The organism is Rhizobium sp. SJZ105 (genome assembly GCF_007828365.1).
Taxonomy (GTDB): domain Bacteria; phylum Pseudomonadota; class Alphaproteobacteria; order Rhizobiales; family Rhizobiaceae; genus Agrobacterium; species Agrobacterium tumefaciens.
In genome coordinates this window covers 488,902-505,759 of record NZ_VIUP01000001.1, presented here as the reverse complement: position 1 = coordinate 505,759, position 16,858 = coordinate 488,902, and the positions used below count along the sequence as shown (strand labels likewise).

At 58.4% G+C, this 16,858-nt stretch carries 15 protein-coding genes; 11 read left to right on the top strand and 4 right to left on the bottom strand.

The features are described 5' to 3' along the window. The first annotated feature begins 77 nt into the window (after window positions 1-77). From FB593_RS02570 to hflX, 5 genes are all read left to right on the top strand, one after another. Entirely contained in the window at window positions 78-2,339 is a 2,262-nt protein-coding gene (locus FB593_RS02570) for a sensor histidine kinase NtrY-like (RefSeq protein ID WP_145166304.1), read from the top strand. Further along, complete coding sequence (locus tag FB593_RS02565; RefSeq protein WP_003512918.1) at window positions 2,329-3,693, top strand: sigma-54-dependent transcriptional regulator; 1,365 nt, start codon at window positions 2,329-2,331, stop codon at window positions 3,691-3,693. The genes FB593_RS02570 and FB593_RS02565 overlap by 11 nt, the downstream gene beginning before the upstream one ends. A gap of 50 nt (window positions 3,694-3,743) precedes the next feature. Further along, window positions 3,744-5,120 carry a Trk system potassium transporter TrkA gene (gene trkA, locus FB593_RS02560; RefSeq protein ID WP_003512920.1) on the top strand — a complete coding sequence of 459 codons (1,377 nt, stop codon included), beginning with the start codon at window positions 3,744-3,746 and terminating at the stop codon, window positions 5,118-5,120. Window positions 5,121-5,304: 184 nt separating this feature from the next. Next, entirely contained in the window at window positions 5,305-5,547 is a 243-nt protein-coding gene (gene hfq / locus FB593_RS02555) for an RNA chaperone Hfq (protein ID WP_003496145.1), read from the top strand. Between the two features lie 108 nt (window positions 5,548-5,655). Further along, a complete protein-coding gene (gene hflX, locus FB593_RS02550) occupies window positions 5,656-7,080 on the top strand; it encodes a GTPase HflX (RefSeq protein ID WP_019565550.1) in 1,425 nt (474 codons plus the stop codon). Window positions 7,081-7,280: 200 nt separating this feature from the next. Here hflX and mazG read toward each other — a convergent pair whose 3' ends face one another. Then, window positions 7,281-8,126 (bottom strand): nucleoside triphosphate pyrophosphohydrolase, encoded by an 846-nt coding sequence (gene mazG, locus FB593_RS02545; RefSeq protein ID WP_145166303.1) that lies wholly within the window; start codon window positions 8,124-8,126, stop codon window positions 7,281-7,283. A gap of 64 nt (window positions 8,127-8,190) precedes the next feature. After that, on the bottom strand, window positions 8,191-8,778 hold the full coding sequence (locus FB593_RS02540; RefSeq protein ID WP_038490910.1) for a deaminase: 588 nt from the start codon (window positions 8,776-8,778) through the stop codon (window positions 8,191-8,193). Window positions 8,779-9,040: 262 nt separating this feature from the next. On the opposite strand from FB593_RS02540, the gene cysG reads away from it, so the two are divergent. The 5 genes from cysG (at window position 9,041) to FB593_RS02515 (ending at window position 13,966) form a co-directional block, all read left to right on the top strand. After that, window positions 9,041-10,504: a siroheme synthase CysG gene (cysG, locus tag FB593_RS02535; RefSeq protein ID WP_113473211.1), complete on the top strand. Its 1,464-nt coding sequence runs from the start codon at window positions 9,041-9,043 to the stop codon at window positions 10,502-10,504. After that, entirely contained in the window at window positions 10,497-10,811 is a 315-nt protein-coding gene (locus FB593_RS02530) for a DUF2849 domain-containing protein (protein WP_003512933.1), read from the top strand. Before cysG ends, FB593_RS02530 begins: the two co-directional genes overlap by 8 nt. Window positions 10,812-10,819: 8 nt before the next feature. Next, the gene (locus FB593_RS02525; RefSeq protein ID WP_003512935.1) at window positions 10,820-12,490 is read left to right on the top strand and encodes a nitrite/sulfite reductase; all 1,671 of its coding nucleotides are present in this window, start codon (window positions 10,820-10,822) and stop codon (window positions 12,488-12,490) included. A gap of 10 nt (window positions 12,491-12,500) precedes the next feature. Next, the gene (locus tag FB593_RS02520) at window positions 12,501-13,007 is read left to right on the top strand and encodes a DUF934 domain-containing protein (RefSeq protein ID WP_038492802.1); all 507 of its coding nucleotides are present in this window, start codon (window positions 12,501-12,503) and stop codon (window positions 13,005-13,007) included. Between the two features lie 146 nt (window positions 13,008-13,153). After that, a complete protein-coding gene (locus tag FB593_RS02515; RefSeq protein WP_003512938.1) occupies window positions 13,154-13,966 on the top strand; it encodes a ferredoxin--NADP reductase in 813 nt (270 codons plus the stop codon). Window positions 13,967-14,026: 60 nt separating this feature from the next. Here FB593_RS02515 and FB593_RS02510 read toward each other — a convergent pair whose 3' ends face one another. Further along, entirely contained in the window at window positions 14,027-15,304 is a 1,278-nt protein-coding gene (locus tag FB593_RS02510; protein WP_113473210.1) for an MFS transporter, read from the bottom strand. 194 nt (window positions 15,305-15,498) lie between these two features. On the opposite strand from FB593_RS02510, the gene FB593_RS02505 reads away from it, so the two are divergent. After that, window positions 15,499-16,002: a hypothetical protein gene (locus tag FB593_RS02505; RefSeq protein ID WP_013636046.1), complete on the top strand. Its 504-nt coding sequence runs from the start codon at window positions 15,499-15,501 to the stop codon at window positions 16,000-16,002. A 44-nt stretch (window positions 16,003-16,046) separates the two neighbouring features. Here FB593_RS02505 and FB593_RS02500 read toward each other — a convergent pair whose 3' ends face one another. Further along, window positions 16,047-16,850: an endonuclease/exonuclease/phosphatase family protein gene (locus tag FB593_RS02500; RefSeq protein ID WP_113473209.1), complete on the bottom strand. Its 804-nt coding sequence runs from the start codon at window positions 16,848-16,850 to the stop codon at window positions 16,047-16,049. Between the last annotated feature and the right edge of the window lie 8 nt (window positions 16,851-16,858).

Genomic DNA, 16,858 nt, shown 5'->3' with positions numbered 1-16,858 from the left:
AGAGATTCGCCGGCACGAGGCGGATTCGCCCATTTTCATGAATGTGGTGCTGGCTAGCCAGCGATTGGGAGAAATGCATGCGGAAACCCGCCGCCGAAAAAGCCGTTGCCGAAGACGCAGCGGGAATGGTGGTAGCCGATCGCAGGATGTCTTTCGCTCTGCCGGGGCTGGTGCTTGCCGGTGTCGCCCTTGTTTGCGCCATACTGACACTTTTCGTGCTTCTGGGCGTAACACCGATTGCGCCGACATCGAATGTCGTCATCGCCTCGGTCGTCATCAATTCGGTCTTTGTGATCGGACTGATCTTTCTCATCGGTCGGGAAATCAACCGCCTGCTGAAAGCGCGGAAAAAGGGCAGGGCGGCGGCACGATTGCATGTGCGCATCGTCGTGCTGTTTTCCATCGTTGCGATTACACCGGCCGTTCTTGTCGCCATCTTCGCCAGTCTGACGCTGAATGTCGGTCTCGACCGCTGGTTTGCGCTACGTACCCAGTCGATCGTCGATTCCTCCAGCAATATCGCCCAGGCCTATATGATGGAGAATGCCGGTTATCTTCAGGGGCAGACCCTGTCGATGGCCACCGACCTCGACCGCAATCGCGCGCTCTTTTATCTCGACCGCACCGGCTTCGTCGATCTCATGACCCGGCAGGCCAAGGGCCGTGGTCTTCTCGGCGCATTCCTGGTGCAGGAAGACGGCGACGCCGTCGCGCAAGCCGATATCAAGACGGAAAAGCCGCTTCCGGCCATTCCGCACGATGCGCTTGAAAAGGCCGCCGCTGGTCAACCAACCCTTATTCCGCCTGGCATCACCAATCTCGTCGGCGCCATCATCAAGCTCGAGGGCATCAGCGGTACGTTTCTTTACACCGTGCGTGCCGTCGATCCCAAGGTAATGGGCGCGATGCGGCTGATGGAAGAGAACCGTGCCGAATACAAGGCGATGGAGGCCGGCCGTGCGCCGTTGCAGATTGCGTTTGCAATCCTTTATCTCGGTTTCGCGCTGATCGTGCTTCTGGCGGCGATCTGGACCGCGATTGCGGTGGCCGACCGTATCGTGCGTCCTATCCGTCTCCTCATCAGCGCCGCAGACAGTGTCGCCACCGGGAACATGCATGTGCTGGTTCCCGTTCGCGCCATCGATGGCGACGTTGGCCGCCTGTCGCGCACCTTCAACAAGATGGTCTCGGAACTGCGCAGCCAACAGGAACAGATCATTGAAGCGAAAGACGACATCGATGATCGCCGCCGCTTCATCGAGGCCGTATTGTCGGGCGTTACCGCCGCCGTTATCGGCATTGATGAAAATCGCAGGATCACCATCGTCAATCCTTCGGCTGAAGAATTCGTGGCGCTTTCCTCCGACCAGCTGATCGGTGCGCAACTATCTGATATCGCGCCTGAAATCGAAGAGGTCGTGACCGAGGCCAACACCTGGTCGCGCGGCAATTTCCGCAAGCAGATCAACATCATGCGGCGCGGCACGGAACGGACGCTCAATGTGCAGGTGACCCGTGAGGATGCGCGCGACAGCCGCGACAGCTTCGTCATCACGCTCGACGATATCACCGATCTCGTCATTGCCCAGCGCTCGACCGCCTGGTCCGACGTCGCGCGGCGTATTGCGCATGAGATCAAGAATCCTCTGACACCTATCCAGCTTTCCGCTGAGCGCATCAAACGACGCTTCGGCAAGCAGATCGACGAGAACGATCGCGCCATCTTTGACCAGTGTACGGACACCATCGTCCGGCAGGTTGGTGACATCGGCCGTATGGTGGATGAATTCTCGGCCTTTGCCCGCATGCCGAAGCCCACGAAGGAAAAGTCGGACCTCCGTTCGATCTTGAAGGACGCGGCATTCCTGCGCGAAATAAGCGCCGCCGACACGAAATTCTCGACGGAATTTGGCGATGTCCCGCTGGAGGGCATGTTCGATGCCCGCATGCTGGGACAGGCGTTCGGCAATCTCATCAAGAATGCAACTGAAGCGATCGAGGCGGTGGAAGGCGAAAAGCGGCCAGGCAAAATCCTGGTGCGCGCATCCTTCGACGAGGCCAATTCGCGGTTCGTGGCTGACATCATCGACAATGGCAGAGGCCTGCCCGTCGAGAACCGTCACCGCATTCTCGAACCCTATATGACGATGCGGGACAAGGGCACGGGCCTCGGCCTCGCCATCGTCAAGAAAATCATCGAAGAGCATGGCGGGTATCTGGAACTCCACGATGCCCCGCCGGAGTTCGACCATGGCCACGGTGCCATGATCAGAGTGCTGCTGCCCTATATCGAGGCGGTCGGCGGCAAAAATAACAAGGAAGCAGCATATGGCGTCTGATATTCTGGTCGTGGATGACGAGGCGGACATTCGCGAAATCGTAGCGGGTATTCTTTCCGATGAAGGCCACGAGACGCGCATGGCGTTCGACAGCGACAGCGCGCTGGCCGCCATTTCCGAACGAGTTCCGCGTCTCATCTTTCTCGACATCTGGATGCAGGGGTCGAAGCTCGACGGTCTGGCCCTGCTGGACGAGATCAAGAGCCGCCATCCCGATATCCCTGTTGTGATGATTTCCGGTCATGGTAACATCGAAACCGCCGTCAACGCCATCAAGCGCGGCGCGTTCGATTTCATCGAGAAACCGTTCAAGGCAGACCGCCTGATCCTGATTGCCGAACGCGCGCTGGAGAACTCCAAGCTGAAGCGGGAGGTGCAGGAACTCAAGAAGCGCACTGGCGACGCGGTTGAACTCGTCGGCGCGTCGCTTGCGGTTTCCCAACTTCGCCAGACCATTGACCGCGTGGCGCCCACCAACAGCCGCATCATGATTCTCGGCCCCTCCGGTTCCGGAAAGGAGCTGGTGGCGCGCATGGTGCACAAGAAATCCTCGCGTGCTACAGGACCTTTCGTTGCGCTGAACGCTGCGACGATCACGCCGGACCGCATGGAAATCGCCTTGTTCGGTACCGAAGGTCTGCCCGGGCAGCCGCGCAAGGTGGGCGCTCTGGAAGAAGCCCATCGCGGTGTTCTCTATCTCGATGAAGTCGGCGAGATGCCGCGCGAAACCCAGAACAAGATCCTGCGCGTGCTGGTCGATCAGCAGTTCGAGCGCGTTGGTGGCGGCAAGCGGGTAAAGGTGGATGTACGCATCATCTCCTCAACCGCCCATCACCTCGAAAGCCTGATCGCCGAAGGCCAGTTCCGCGAAGATCTTTACCATCGCCTCGCCGTGGTGCCAGTGAAGGTGCCGGCGCTGTCCGAGCGGCGTGAGGATATTCCTTTCCTCGTCGACATGTTCATGCGGCAGATTTCCGAACAGGCCGGCATCCGCCCGCGCAAGATCGGCGATGACGCCATGGCCGTTCTCCAGACGCATGACTGGCCGGGTAACATTCGCCAGCTCCGCAACAATATCGAGCGGCTGATGATTCTGGCACGCCCCGAAGGCGGTGAGGCACCAATCTCGGCAGACATGTTGCCGGCGGATATTGGCGACATGCTGCCGAAGATTTCGGCGCAAGGCGATCAGCACATCATGACCCTGCCGTTGCGCGAAGCACGTGAAATGTTCGAGCGCGACTATCTGGTTGCCCAGATCAACCGCTTCGGCGGCAATATTTCGCGAACGGCGGAATTTGTCGGCATGGAAAGATCGGCACTGCATCGCAAACTGAAATCTCTCGGCGTATAAGAGACGAAGGCCCAAGTCGTCGTAATCGATTATTCCGTCAGAGAGACAGCATGAAAGTCATCATTTGCGGCGCAGGGCAGGTGGGTTACGGCATTGCCGAACAACTGTCGCGCGAGGATAATGAGGTATCGGTCATCGATACCTCCGCGACCCTCATTACCGCCATTACAGAGACGCTGGATGTGCGCGGTTATGTCGGCCATGGCGCCCATCCCGACATGCTGGCAAAGGCGGGTGCGGACCAGGCCGACATGATCATCGCCGTGACCCTGCATGACGAGATCAATATCGTCGCCTGCGAGGTTGCGCATGCGCTGTTCAGCGTTCCGACCAAGATCGCCCGCATCCGCGACCAAAGCTATCTGAAACCGGAATATGCCGATCTGTTCAGCCGCGAAAACATGTCGATCGACGTGACGATTTCGCCTGAAGTCGAAGTCGGCAAGATGGTACTCAGGCGCATCGCCTTTCCGGGTGCCACCGATGTCGTGCGTTTCGCCGACGACACGGTCTTCATGCTGGCAATCGAGTGCATGGAGGACTGCCCGGTCATCAACACGCCACTGCAGCAGCTTTCCAACCTCTTTCCGGACCTTATCGCAACCGTGGTGGGTGTCTACCGGAACGGCATCCTCAAGGTCGCGCACTCCTCCGAGCAGCTGCGCGTCGGCGACCTCGCTTATGTCATCTGTCAGCGCCAGCACGCACGCCGCACCCTTGGCCTCTTCGGCCATGAGGAGCAGGAGGCGCAGCGCATCGTCATTGCGGGCGCCGGCAATATTGGCCACTTCGTCGCGCAGAAGATCGAGGAGTTGCAGCCTAAGACGCGGGTAAAGATCATCGAGGCGGATCGCGACAGGGCTATTGCCGCATCGGAACAGCTCAGCAACACCATTGTTATGCATGGTTCGGCGCTGGACCAGAAGATTTTGCTGCAGGCCGATATTCAGGATGCGGATCTGATCGTGACGCTCACCAACAGCGATCAGACCAATATACTGGCGGCGGTGATGGCCAAGCAGCTCGGCTGCAAATCCAACCTTGCATTGTTGAACAGCTCGTCCTTTCACGAGGTTGCGGATTCACTCGGTCTCGACGCTTATATCAATCCCAGGGCCGTTACCATTTCGCGCGTTCTCCAGCATGTGCGCAAGGGCCGTATCCGGTCGGTTTATGCCGTTCAGCGCGGCTCGGCAGAGGTAATCGAGGCAGAGGCGCTGGAGACTTCGCCGCTGGTCGGCCAGTCCTTCCGTGACATCGATATGCCTGATGGCGTGCGCATCGGCGCGATCTATCGCGACGGTGTGGTGATCCGCCCGGACGGCAGCACGAAGATCAAGGCGAAGGACCGCGTCGTGCTGTTTGCATCTGCCGATGCGGTGCGCGACGTGGAACAGCTTTTCCGGGTTTCGATACAATATTTCTGACTGTTTCGAATCGAAAAAGCAGGTCAATACTCGTACTCATTCGGCTGTTTTCGCCGTTGCGGAACAGGACACGATTTGATACCAGAGTTGCAGGTCGGCCAAGCGGGGGACTAGACTCGGCCGGCTTATTATTGATTGATTATTTTCCGGTATCCCTGCCGGCAAAAAAGAAAGAAGCGGCGCCATGGCGGAACGTTCTCAAAACCTTCAGGATCTTTTCCTCAATACCGTTCGTAAGCAAAAGATTTCGCTCACGATTTTCCTGATCAACGGCGTCAAGCTGACGGGCGTTGTCACTTCCTTCGATAATTTCTGCGTGCTTCTGCGCCGTGACGGTCACTCGCAGCTTGTTTACAAGCATGCGATCTCCACCATCATGCCCGGCCAACCGATGCAGATGTTCGAGAGCGAAGAAGGCGCAGCCTGATCAGGCTCCCTCAACGGTATCTTCGATATAAGCTGACCTGAACCGGGAACATTTCCGGTTCAATCAGGTTAATCCAGATAGTCGTCCGCACGGATGCGGTCGGCTGCAATGTCATTTCTTGATAAGGCTGAACCCATTACGACGCGCGACACCTCGAACGAATCGATCATTCCCGAACAGGAAAAGCACCGCGACGACATGCGTGCGGTGGTCATTGTGCCTGTCCTCAAGCAGCAGCGCGAAAGCCGTGATGCTGTGGCGGGTCCGGTTTCTCCTGTACGGTCTGTTGAGGCCAAGCTTGAGGAAGCAAAGGGGCTGGCGCTCGCCATTGATCTTGAGGTGACGCAAGGTCTTGTCGTGCCGGTCAACCAGCCGCGTCCGGCGACATTGTTTGGAACCGGCAAGATCGAGGAAATCGGCCATCTTCTGGATGAAACCAATTCCGGTCTGGTGATCGTCGATCATCCTTTGACTCCGGTGCAGCAGCGCAATCTTGAAAAGCAATGGAATGCGAAGGTCATCGACAGGACGGGCCTGATCCTCGAAATCTTCGGCCGCCGCGCCTCCACCAAGGAAGGCACGTTGCAGGTCGATCTTGCGCATCTGAACTATCAGAAGGGCCGCCTCGTCAGAAGCTGGACCCACCTTGAACGCCAGCGCGGCGGCGCGGGTTTCATGGGGGGTCCGGGTGAAACGCAGATCGAGGCCGACCGTCGGCTGCTGCAGGATCGCATCGTCAAGCTCGAGCGCGAGCTGGAGCAGGTGGTGCGCACCCGCCAGCTTCACCGCGCCAAGCGCCGCAAGGTGCCGCACCCGATCGTGGCGCTGGTCGGTTATACCAATGCCGGCAAGTCCACCCTGTTCAATCGCATTACCGGCGCTGGCGTTCTGGCGGAAGACATGCTGTTCGCGACGCTCGATCCAACCTTGCGCCGCATGAAGCTGCCGCATGGCCGCACGGTTATCCTGTCCGATACCGTCGGTTTCATCTCCGATCTGCCGACACATCTCGTCGCCGCTTTCCGCGCAACGCTGGAAGAGGTGCTGGAAGCCGATCTTATTTTGCACGTGCGCGACATGTCCGATCCGGATAATGCCGCCCAGTCGGCCGATGTGCTGCGCATTCTTGGCGATCTCGGTATTGACGAGAAGGAAGCCGAAAAGCGCATCATCGAGGTCTGGAACAAGGTCGATCGTCTCGAACCAGAAGCGCATGACGCCATCATTGAACGTGCCGAGGGCCGCTCCGATATTCGTGCCGTTTCGGCGGTCACGGGCGAGGGCGTCGATGCCCTGATGGACGAGATTTCCGGCCGTCTGTCAGGTGTCCTGACGGAAACGACTGTTGTCCTCTCCGTCGAGCAATTGCCGCTGATCTCATGGGTCTACAGCAACTCCATCGTGGATAGCCGCGAAGACAATGAGGACGGTTCGGTTTCCCTTGATGTGCGCCTGTCGGAAGCGCAGGCCACCGAGCTGGAACGGAAGCTTGGAAAGGCAACCATCCGCGAGCGGGAAGACTGGGAGCAGTAAACGCTCCCAGAACGATTGCGGTATATTCCCTTATACTCAACGTCATCCTTGGGCTTGTCCCAAGGATCTAGACACACAGATACAATCAGGACGTCGCAGATGCTCGGGGCAGGCCAGAGCGTGACGCAGGAGAGGTCTAGATTTTCGTCACCACTGTCGAAAGCACCGGGCGCTCTGAATTTTTCGGCATATCTGGGTTATCAGGACGAAACCATATCCAGCGAGCGTTCGATGCGTTTTGCCGCCTGCCACAGGTCTTCCATTCTCTCAAGGCTCGCTTCCTGAAGCGTTTCGCCATTTTCGGTGAGCGACGTCTCGATGTGATTGAAACGCCTCCGGAATTTCGTGTTGGTGCCGCGCAGCGCGTCTTCCGGATCGGCCTTGACGTGACGGCCGATATTGACCAGCGCGAAGATGAGATCGCCAAGTTCATCAGAGACCTTCTCCGGCTTCCCCTCCGCCAGCGCTTCACGCAGTTCGGCGATTTCCTCTTCGATCTTGTCGAGAATGGGGGCTGGATCCGACCAATCGAAACCGACACGCGCAGCCTGTTCCTGCAACTTCAGGGCCTCGGTCAGAGCCGGCTGGCTACGCTGCACACTGCCTAAAAAGCCGGCCTTGAAATCCTCGGTGATACCGCGGCGGGCGCGGCGTTCCGCACGCTCGCGCTTTTCCTCGGCCTTGATCTGGTCCCATTGCAGCTTGACGCTGTCAGGCGTATTGGCGGCGGAAACGGCAAAGACGTGCGGATGGCGGCGGATCATTTTGGACGTCATGGCCTCAACCACGTCACCAAAGGCGAATTCGCCCCGTTCCTCGGCGATGCGGGCATGGAAAACCACCTGCAGCAACAGGTCGCCCAGTTCTTCGCAAAGATCGTCCATATCCCTGCGCTCGATGGCGTCGGCAACCTCATAAGCCTCTTCGATGGTGTAAGGCTTGATCGTCTCGAAGGTCTGGACGACATCCCAGGGGCAGCCGGTTTCCGGCTGGCGCAGGGCTTCCATGATCTCGATCAGGCGGGAAATATCCTTCGAGGCTTCCATAGTCTTTCAAACCTTCGTTCTTTATTTTCATACATATCCAGGCGGAAAACCGTCTAGAAATGCTCTAGTTCAGCGGAATATCGTTGCCGCTCTTCGATGACTGATAGCTGGTGGAAAGCTCGTCATAGGCAGCCTTGATGCGGGCCGTCTGCGCCTTCAGCTCGGTCTTCAGCGGATCGTCTTCGCTCTCCACCAGATCGGCAATGAAGAAAGAGTTCCAGAAGGCGTTGCTGCGGCGATACCCGCCCGGCTCCAGCCCGAAAACTTCCTTGAGGATTTTCAGGTCGTGCGGAATGGCGAAAGCGTCGCGCGAATCCTCGTGGCTGAAAAAGGAGTAGAAATTGTCGAAGCCGGCCCAGGTGATGGCGGACATGCACATGGTGCAGGGTTCATGGGTGGAAAGGAAAATCAATTCCTTGGTGTTCGGTTTCTCACCCAGCTCGTAAAACCGCTTCAGCGCGTGCACTTCGCCATGCCAGAGCGGGTTTTCCAACTCGTTATTCGTCTCCGCGATCACCAGCGACAGGTCGGATTTGCGCAGGATCGCCGCACCGAAAACCTTGTTGCCGAGGCTGACGCCGCGCGCCGTCAGGGGCAGGATATCGTGTTCGATAACATCGAGAAGACGGGCGGCAATTGTCGAGCTGGTCAAGGGTCTGATCCTTCGTACCGCCTCAGAGTGAAGCGGTTTTTGCATGGAGAAATCGACGAAAATAGTCCCTTCTTGTTCGGCGCGAGGGCCTAATTTGTCAAGGGATTCTCATGGGATTTCGAGGCGTTCGACAGGGTTGATAAAGGTGCGCCGGTTAGTTTTCCTCAAAAACAGGGGTGTTCGAGAAATAAAAATCCAGGTGTCGGAAAGGCTTGAATTTCTGTTTCTTCAATCTTGCGCCGCAATGCGGGATAAATGCCCGATGCACAACGAACATGATTTTTCCGCTTCTGGCGATCGCCTTTCGACCTTCCCCGCGTTCTTCCGGGTTGAGGGACGGCAGGTCGCTGTTTTCGGCAATGGCGACGAGGCCTTTGCGAAGGTAAGGCTGCTTGCCAATACCAATGCACATATCATTGCTTATGCCGACGAGCCGGAAGCGGATTTTGCGCGCTATATCAGCGAAAACGGCATCGATCATCGGGCCTTGGGTTTCGCAAGCCAGCTGATTGAAGGCGCAACGCTGGTTTTTGCCGCCACTGGGGACGAGGCACTGGACCGTGAGATCGTTTCGGCTGCGCGCGCCAAGAAAATCCCCGCCAATGCGGTGGATCAGCCGGAGTTCTGCGATTTCTTCACGCCGGCACTCGTCGCCCGCGCACCCGTCGCCATCGCCATTGGCACCGAAGGCGCAGGCCCGGTTCTTGCCCAGATGATCCGTGCACGCATCGATCAGATGCTGTCTCCGTCGCTGGGCAAGCTTGCGCGCCTCGCCGTGCAATATCGTGACGCCGCCGAGCAGAATGTTCCCAAGGGCGCGTTGCGGCGCAATTTCTGGCGCCGGTTCTTTTCCGGTGCTGTCGCAGATGCCGTCGCTCTCGGTGATACATCATCCGCCCGCCATGCCGCTGACCGTTTGCTGCAATCGCCCGAGCGCAGCGAAGGCCGCGTCTGGCTTGTGGGCGCTGGTCCCGGTGCTGAAGATTTGCTGACGCTGCGCGCGCAGCGCGTGCTGATGGAAGCGGATGTGATCGTCTATGATGCGCTAGTGCCGCAGGCAATCGTTGACATGGGGCGCCGCGACGCCGAGCGGCTGTCCGTCGGCAAACGCAAGGGCTGCCACAGCAAGTCGCAGGATGAGATCAACCGCCTGCTGGTGCGTCTTGGTAAAGACGGCAAGCGCGTCGTGCGCCTCAAATCCGGTGATCCGCTGGTCTACGGCCGGGCGGGAGAGGAAATGGCGGCGCTGCGCGATGCCGGTATAGGTTACGAGATCGTTCCGGGCATCACCTCCGCCTTCGCCGCTGCTGCGGATTTCGAATTGCCCTTGACGCTGCGCGGTGTCGCTTCGTCGCTGATTTTCACCACCGGCCACGATCTGACTGGCGATGTCCTGCCGGACTGGGCGCGGCTTGCCGTCTCCGGCGCTACCATTGCTGTCTATATGGGCCGCAGCGTTGCCGCGTCGGTCGCGACGAGGCTGATAGAGGCAGGTCTGGGCGTGGAAACGACCGTAGCCGTCATCGAAAATGCCAGCCGCGCGGATCGCCGCCTGCTGCATGGCACTTTGAACGATCTGCCCGACCTCGAACATCGCGACGAACTGACCGGTCCGGTCATGGTCATCATCGGCGATGCGGTGGCGGGCGCCAATTTTGACAGGTCCGAGGCGCTCGCACTTGTTGCGCGGCCAGCGAACCTTAAAAGGGAGTATGCAAATGGCTGACAAGGTTTTGACCGCCAACCGCCTGGGCGATGGGATCGCTGTATGGCTCGATGCCAATGGCGAATGGACGGAGAACCTGCAGGACGCAATCGTCGCCCGCCACGCAGAGGCCGTCGCTTCGTTCGAGGAAATTGGCAAGCGGGATTTTTCCGCCAACAAGGTCGTTGACGTGAATGTCATCGACGTGGTGGAGGAGAATGGCAAGCTTTGGCCGACGCGGCTTCGTGAGCGCATTCGCGCCGCTGGCCCGACCATGCACTATGCCAACGGCTTCAAGCCGGCCGATGCAGCATTCATCGCAGTCTGAGGAAGAATATGTACCGTTACGACGAGTTCGATCACGCATTTGTTGAAGGCCGCGTGGCACAGTTTCGCGATCAGGTCGAGCGCCGCTTGTCCGGCGAGCTTGCCGAGGACGCGTTCAAGCCGCTGCGCCTTATGAACGGTGTCTATCTCCAGCTCCACGCCTATATGCTGCGCGTCGCCATTCCCTACGGCACGCTGAATTCGCAGCAGATGCGGATGCTGGCCCATATCGCCCGCAAATATGACCGGGGTTACGGCCACTTCACAACCCGCCAGAACATTCAGTACAACTGGCCGCGCCTGTCCGACACGCCCGATATACTCTCCGAACTGGCAAGCGTGGAAATGCATGCGCTGCAGACCTCGGGTAACTGCATTCGCAACGTGACCGCCGACCATTTCGCGGGCGCCGCCGCAGACGAGGTCGCCGATCCGCGTCCTTATGCGGAAATCCTGCGTCAATGGTCTTCCGTGCATCCGGAGTTCTCGTTCCTGCCGCGCAAGTTCAAGATCGCTGTAACGGGCGCCGAGCGCGACCGCGCCGCGATTCAGGTTCACGATATCGGCCTGCATCTGAAAAAGAACGACAAGGGCGAGATCGGTTTTGCCGTCTATGTCGGCGGCGGGCAGGGCCGTACGCCGATGATCGCCAAGAAGATCCGCGACTTCCTGCCGGAAGAAGACCTGCTGTCCTATACCACGGCCGTCATGCGCGTTTACAACCTGCACGGCCGCCGCGACAACAAGTACAAGGCGCGTATCAAGATCCTCGTGCATGAAACCGGCGCAGAAGAACTGGCCCGCCAGGTCGAGGTTGAATTCGCGGAGCTGAAAAACACCGAATTGAAGCTGCCGGATGCCGATATTGCGGCCATTACCGCGTATTTCGCACCGCCAGCATTGAAGGACCGTCCTGAAGGCTGGGAGAGCCTGGCGCGCTGGAAGCGGGCGGATGAGGGTTTTGCCCGTTTTGTCGAGCAGAACGTCCAGCCGCATAAGCATCCGGACTACGGCATGGTGACGATTTCCCTGAAGCCGATTGGCGGCATTCCCGGCGATGCGACTGACGAGCAGATGGAACTCGTCGCCGATATCGCCGCCGAATACGCGTTTGACGAAATCCGCATCAGCCACGAGCAGAACATCATCCTGCCGCATGTGGCACTGGCCGATCTCGAGCCGGTCTATCGCGCACTTGTAGGAGCTGGACTGGCGACTGCCAATGCCGGGCTGATCACCGATATCATTGCCTGTCCCGGGCTGGACTATTGCGCGCTTGCCAATGCGCGCTCCATTCCGGTGGCGCAGGAAATCTCTACCCGTTTTGGCGCGCCGGAGCGTCAGGCGGAAATCGGCGAGCTTAAGATCAAGATTTCCGGCTGCATCAATGCCTGCGGCCACCACCATGTCGGCCATATCGGCCTTCTGGGTGTTGAGAAGAAGGGTGCGGAACTCTACCAGATCACGCTTGGCGGATCGGGTGATGAAAACACCTCGATTGGTGAGATCATTGGCCGTGGTTTCGAGCCGGAAAAAGTGACCGACGCGGTGGAAACTATCGTCGACACCTATCTGGGCTTGCGTCTTTCGAAGGAAGAAACCTTCCTCGAAGCCTATCGCCGCGTCGGACCGCAGCCGTTCAAGGATGCGCTCTACGGTTCCGCCGCTGAAGCCGCCTGAGGAGATTGCCATGACGAAAATCTGGAACCGCGACGGCTTCGTGGAAAATGATCCCTGGGTGATCGAAACGGAAGAAGTGAAGGCAACTGCCGAGCAGAAACCGGTGCTGTCGCTTGCTGATTTCCTTGTCCGTGCGGCTGAAAGCAATGATGTCGGCCTCGGCGTTCTGATTGCGCCTGCCGACGATGTCACCCGGCTCGAGCCCTATCTCGACCGTATCGACCTTGTCGCCGTCAGCTTCCCGGCCTTCAATGACGGGCGGGGTTTCAGCCATGCCTCGTTGCTGCGCAGCCGTCTTGATTTTGCCGGCGAGGTGAGGGCGGTTGGCGATGTTTTGATCGACCAGGTGCCGCTGATGCTGCGCACCGGCTTCACCAGCTTTGCGGTGACGAACGAGACGGCGATCCGCCGCCTGTCCGAAAATCGCCTGCCGGAAATCCCGGTCTATTACCAGCCGACGGCCCTTCCGGCCAACGGTGGAGAGGCCTATAGCTGGCGCCGCCGTGCGGCCCAATGACGCGTTGCGCGGAAATATGAGTTTTATATGCATATTTTCTGCGCGCATGGCAGTATTGATATTCTCATGCCTTCAAACCGCGGCAAAAATGGTATAATTGCCCGGTCGAAGAATGTCGCTTATCGAATGAATGGACGGAACCTGAAATGAACGCGCCAGCCAAGACGGAAGATTTCGCGATCAAGATACCTGATGGTGTTTACGCCGAGACAGTTTTGTCGGTGGAGCACTATACGGATCACCTGTTCCGTTTCCGCATGACGCGTCCGGCCGGCTTCCGCTTCCGTTCCGGCGAATTCGCCATGATCGGCCTGATGGTCGGCGAAAAGCCGATCTACCGCGCTTATTCCATCGCCAGCCCTGCTTGGGACGAGGAACTTGAATTCTTCTCGATCAAGGTTCCGGATGGCCCGCTGACCTCGCATCTTCAGGCGATCAAGCCCGGCGATACCGTGCTTATGCGCAAGAAGCCGACAGGCACTCTGGTTCTGGATGCGCTGACACCAGGCAGACGGCTCTATATGTTCTCGACCGGCACCGGCATCGCACCTTTCGCAAGCCTGATACGCGATCCCGAGACCTATGAAAAGTTCGAAGAGGTCATCCTCACCCATACCTGCCGCGATGTGGCCGAACTGAAATACGGTTTCGATCTGGTTGAGGAAATCAGGAACCATGAATTCCTGAACGAGATCGTCGGCGACAAGCTCAAGCATTATGCGACGGTCACGCGCGAGGATTATCCCTTCAAGGGCCGCATCACCTCGCTGATTGAGAACGGCAAGCTGTTTGCGGATCTGGGTGTTCCCGCACTCGATCCCGCTATCGATCGCGGCATGATCTGCGGTTCTTCGGCCATGCTGAAGGACACGAAGGAGCTTCTTGAAAAGGCCGGCCTGAACGAAGGTGCGAACAACAAGCCTGCCGAGTTCGTCATCGAGCGTGCTTTCGTCGGATAACCGACATTCGCGCAAGTTGGCTGAAGGAGGCCGTGAGGCCTCCTTTTTTATTTGTACGGTTTACTGAGGCAGTGCTTCGTTGGCCTGCTTCGGGGCGATCTCGTTTCGGTAGATGAAGAAGAGAGCGATGGCGATGGCCGATATGCCGCCGCCGACCAAGTGCGAAAGGGCGTAACCGCCTTTGGTGACCAGCCAGCCGGCAACGACGTTGCTGAGGGACGCACCAATGCCCTGCACCATCATGACGCTTGCAAGGCCGACATTGAACCGGCCTGTTCCCTTGAGAATGCGTTCGGCGGCCACAGGCGTCACGATGCCCAGAAGGCCGGCACCGATACCGTCAAGCAGCTGTACCGGAAAGATTACCCAGAAATCGGTGAAGGCGGAAGCCAGCAGACCGCGGATCGGCAGGGCGGCAAGCGCGATCAGGAACACCGTCGCAAGACCGAAGCGACGGATTAGCCACGGCGCCAGGGCCGCAACGAAGATCATGGCAAATTGCGCGACGCCAGTAATGATCGCTGTCGTGCGGAATGGTGTCTGCAGTTCGATGGCGAAATTCTGCGCGATAAGCCGCCCCATCGGCGCGTTGCCGAAGTGGAAGATAAGAAGAATGATCGCGAGGAATATCAGACCGCGTTCGTGAAGCAGCACGTTGATGCCTGAGGGCCCCGGCTCGCCCTTGTCCTCGCCAAGGCCTCGCGCCACCTTGTGGTCGATCCTGTCGGGGTCGATGGCGGCGGCGGCAACAAGTGCGCCGGCAGCCGTCAGAAGCATCAGCCCGATGACGCCATGAAGGCCGAAGAAGGAAACGGCAACGTAAGTGGCAAAGAGCGATGCGAAATTGCCACCATGGTTCCAGAATTCGTTTCGCGATATCTGACGGGAGAACAGGCGTTCACCGACCAAACCAAGCGTCAGTCCGGCCAGAGCCGGTCCCACGACGGCGCCGACAACCGCAGTCATGATCTGGCCGGTCCAGACGATCCACGCATCGGGAAAAATCAGCGTAATCAGCGCGCCGACGGTCACGAGAACGACGGGGATGGCAATCAACGTTCTTTTCCACGTCGTGCCGTCCACCAACGCGCCGCAGAGCGGTGTGGCAAGCAGACCGACAAGGCCACCGACCGTGGCAATCATCCCCAGCGAAAGCGATGACCAGCCCTGTGTCGCCAAAAATGCGTCCAGGAACGGCCCTAGCCCGTCGCGGGCATCGGCCAGAAAGAAATTAAGCGCCGCAAGGGCAAAAAGCGCGCGGTCTGACATACCACCGCTGCGGGGCAGACCGCCGGAGGGGAGGCTGCCGCGCGGTGCCAAAACGCCGATCGTCGTCATGAAATATGCTCCGAAAATATGCGGTAGTGATCAGAAATTGATCGACGCTGGCGAGAAACATCTATGCCTGCATTTGGTTGCATCGGCACGATAGAAACATGAGCCTCTCGAATTTTTTGATAGTTGCTAAATAAACCGGAGGAACGTTTGACGGTGCAAGCGAGTTAGTCTTCGTGAAAAATTGGATACGCGCCATGAAAACGACGGCTATCACGAGTTTATTTTTTGCAGGGCTGCTCGGTGTGCAGCCGGCATTAGCGGACGAACGCGAATTCCTCTCGTCGCTGAAAGGCACATGGGCGGGTAAGGGAACCGTGATCACCCGCATTGGCACGCCGCCAATCAACGTCAATTGTACGCTGAATTCCAAAGCGGGGACCTCGTCGCTCAATATGTCCGGCACATGCCGTGGGCTTCTGGTGGTCAGGCGCGCAATTGCAGCCGACCTGTCGGAGAAAGGTGGACGTTACAGCGGCGCTTACACCGGACCCTCCGGCCGACCGTCTGCCCTTTCCGGTACGCGACAGGGAAATGCAATCAATCTGACGGTTCGCTGGAACCGCGACATCAACGGTGACCGCGTCGCAGCCATGACAATCGAAAAAGTTGGACAAAACGGCCTGCGGCTTCGCACCACCGACAAGGACGGCAGGACCGGCAAGACGGTGGTGACGAGCGATATCCGGCTCGTGCGCTGACCAAACCGTGATGAAGACAACGACCGATAAGGCGGCTTAAGCCTCTAGCTGAATTCGAGCAGCAAGGGGCAATGATCCGAGACTTCTGGCTGTCTCACCACATCAAAGTGATCGACCTGCACAACCGGATTGACCAGCATGTAATCTGCAAAACGGTTTTGTTTGGCATAGTGCGAGGTGCGCGTGTCTGTGAAACCACGTGTTGTGACGAGTTCGATGAGATCCAGTTCCTTCAATACCGTGAAGGTGTCGCTCTCAGGCAGAACATTAAAATCGCCGCAGACGATGATCCGGTCACCATCCTCCGCGATGTCTTTGACGAGTTTCACGAGGCGTTTTGCCTGCATCAGACGGGCGGGAATATCGTGTTTACCGTTGGGGTCACGCAGCCCATGCATATGGGCGATGACGGCTGGCTGGCCGGTCGTGAAGTCGAAAACCCTGACAGCATGGCCCGTGCGCGAACGCGGGTGATCTCCGTATCCATTCGCAGAAAAGCAGCCGTGCACAAAACCTTGAGCCTGCGCAACAATGGCGATGGATTTACGCACGAAAGTCGCCAGCCCCCATTGTGAGGGATATCGTGTCTCCCCGTGCCAGAGGTCACCCTGTGCCGCCGGGCAAAAGATTGCAAGATGATCGGGTAGGGCTTCTTCGACATCGCGAAGGAAGTTCGCCCTTTGTGGCAGGTCCCTACCGTCATCGCGATAGCTCAGCCAGTCCTCTTCGGCTGCCGGTGTATGCACCACTTCCTGCAAACATAGAATGTCGGGATCGGACGCGGAGATATAGGGAACAAGCTCGTCATGGAGCTTTCCGCCCCAACCATTCAGGCAAATCAAACGCATTCAAACTC

Coding starts and splice junctions, on each gene's coding strand:
- cysG (WP_113473211.1), top strand. CDS start 9,041: ATGCACAACGAACATGATTTTTCCGCTTCTGGCGATCGCCTTTCGACC.
- FB593_RS02515 (WP_003512938.1), top strand. CDS start 13,154: ATGAACGCGCCAGCCAAGACGGAAGATTTCGCGATCAAGATACCTGAT.
- FB593_RS02565 (WP_003512918.1), top strand. CDS start 2,329: ATGGCGTCTGATATTCTGGTCGTGGATGACGAGGCGGACATTCGCGAA.
- hfq (WP_003496145.1), top strand. CDS start 5,305: ATGGCGGAACGTTCTCAAAACCTTCAGGATCTTTTCCTCAATACCGTT.
- FB593_RS02500 (WP_113473209.1), bottom strand. CDS start 16,850: ATGCGTTTGATTTGCCTGAATGGTTGGGGCGGAAAGCTCCATGACGAG.
- FB593_RS02520 (WP_038492802.1), top strand. CDS start 12,501: ATGACGAAAATCTGGAACCGCGACGGCTTCGTGGAAAATGATCCCTGG.
- hflX (WP_019565550.1), top strand. CDS start 5,656: ATGTCATTTCTTGATAAGGCTGAACCCATTACGACGCGCGACACCTCG.
- trkA (WP_003512920.1), top strand. CDS start 3,744: ATGAAAGTCATCATTTGCGGCGCAGGGCAGGTGGGTTACGGCATTGCC.
- FB593_RS02510 (WP_113473210.1), bottom strand. CDS start 15,304: ATGACGACGATCGGCGTTTTGGCACCGCGCGGCAGCCTCCCCTCCGGC.
- FB593_RS02505 (WP_013636046.1), top strand. CDS start 15,499: ATGAAAACGACGGCTATCACGAGTTTATTTTTTGCAGGGCTGCTCGGT.
- mazG (WP_145166303.1), bottom strand. CDS start 8,126: ATGGAAGCCTCGAAGGATATTTCCCGCCTGATCGAGATCATGGAAGCC.
- FB593_RS02530 (WP_003512933.1), top strand. CDS start 10,497: ATGGCTGACAAGGTTTTGACCGCCAACCGCCTGGGCGATGGGATCGCT.
- FB593_RS02570 (WP_145166304.1), top strand. CDS start 78: ATGCGGAAACCCGCCGCCGAAAAAGCCGTTGCCGAAGACGCAGCGGGA.
- FB593_RS02525 (WP_003512935.1), top strand. CDS start 10,820: ATGTACCGTTACGACGAGTTCGATCACGCATTTGTTGAAGGCCGCGTG.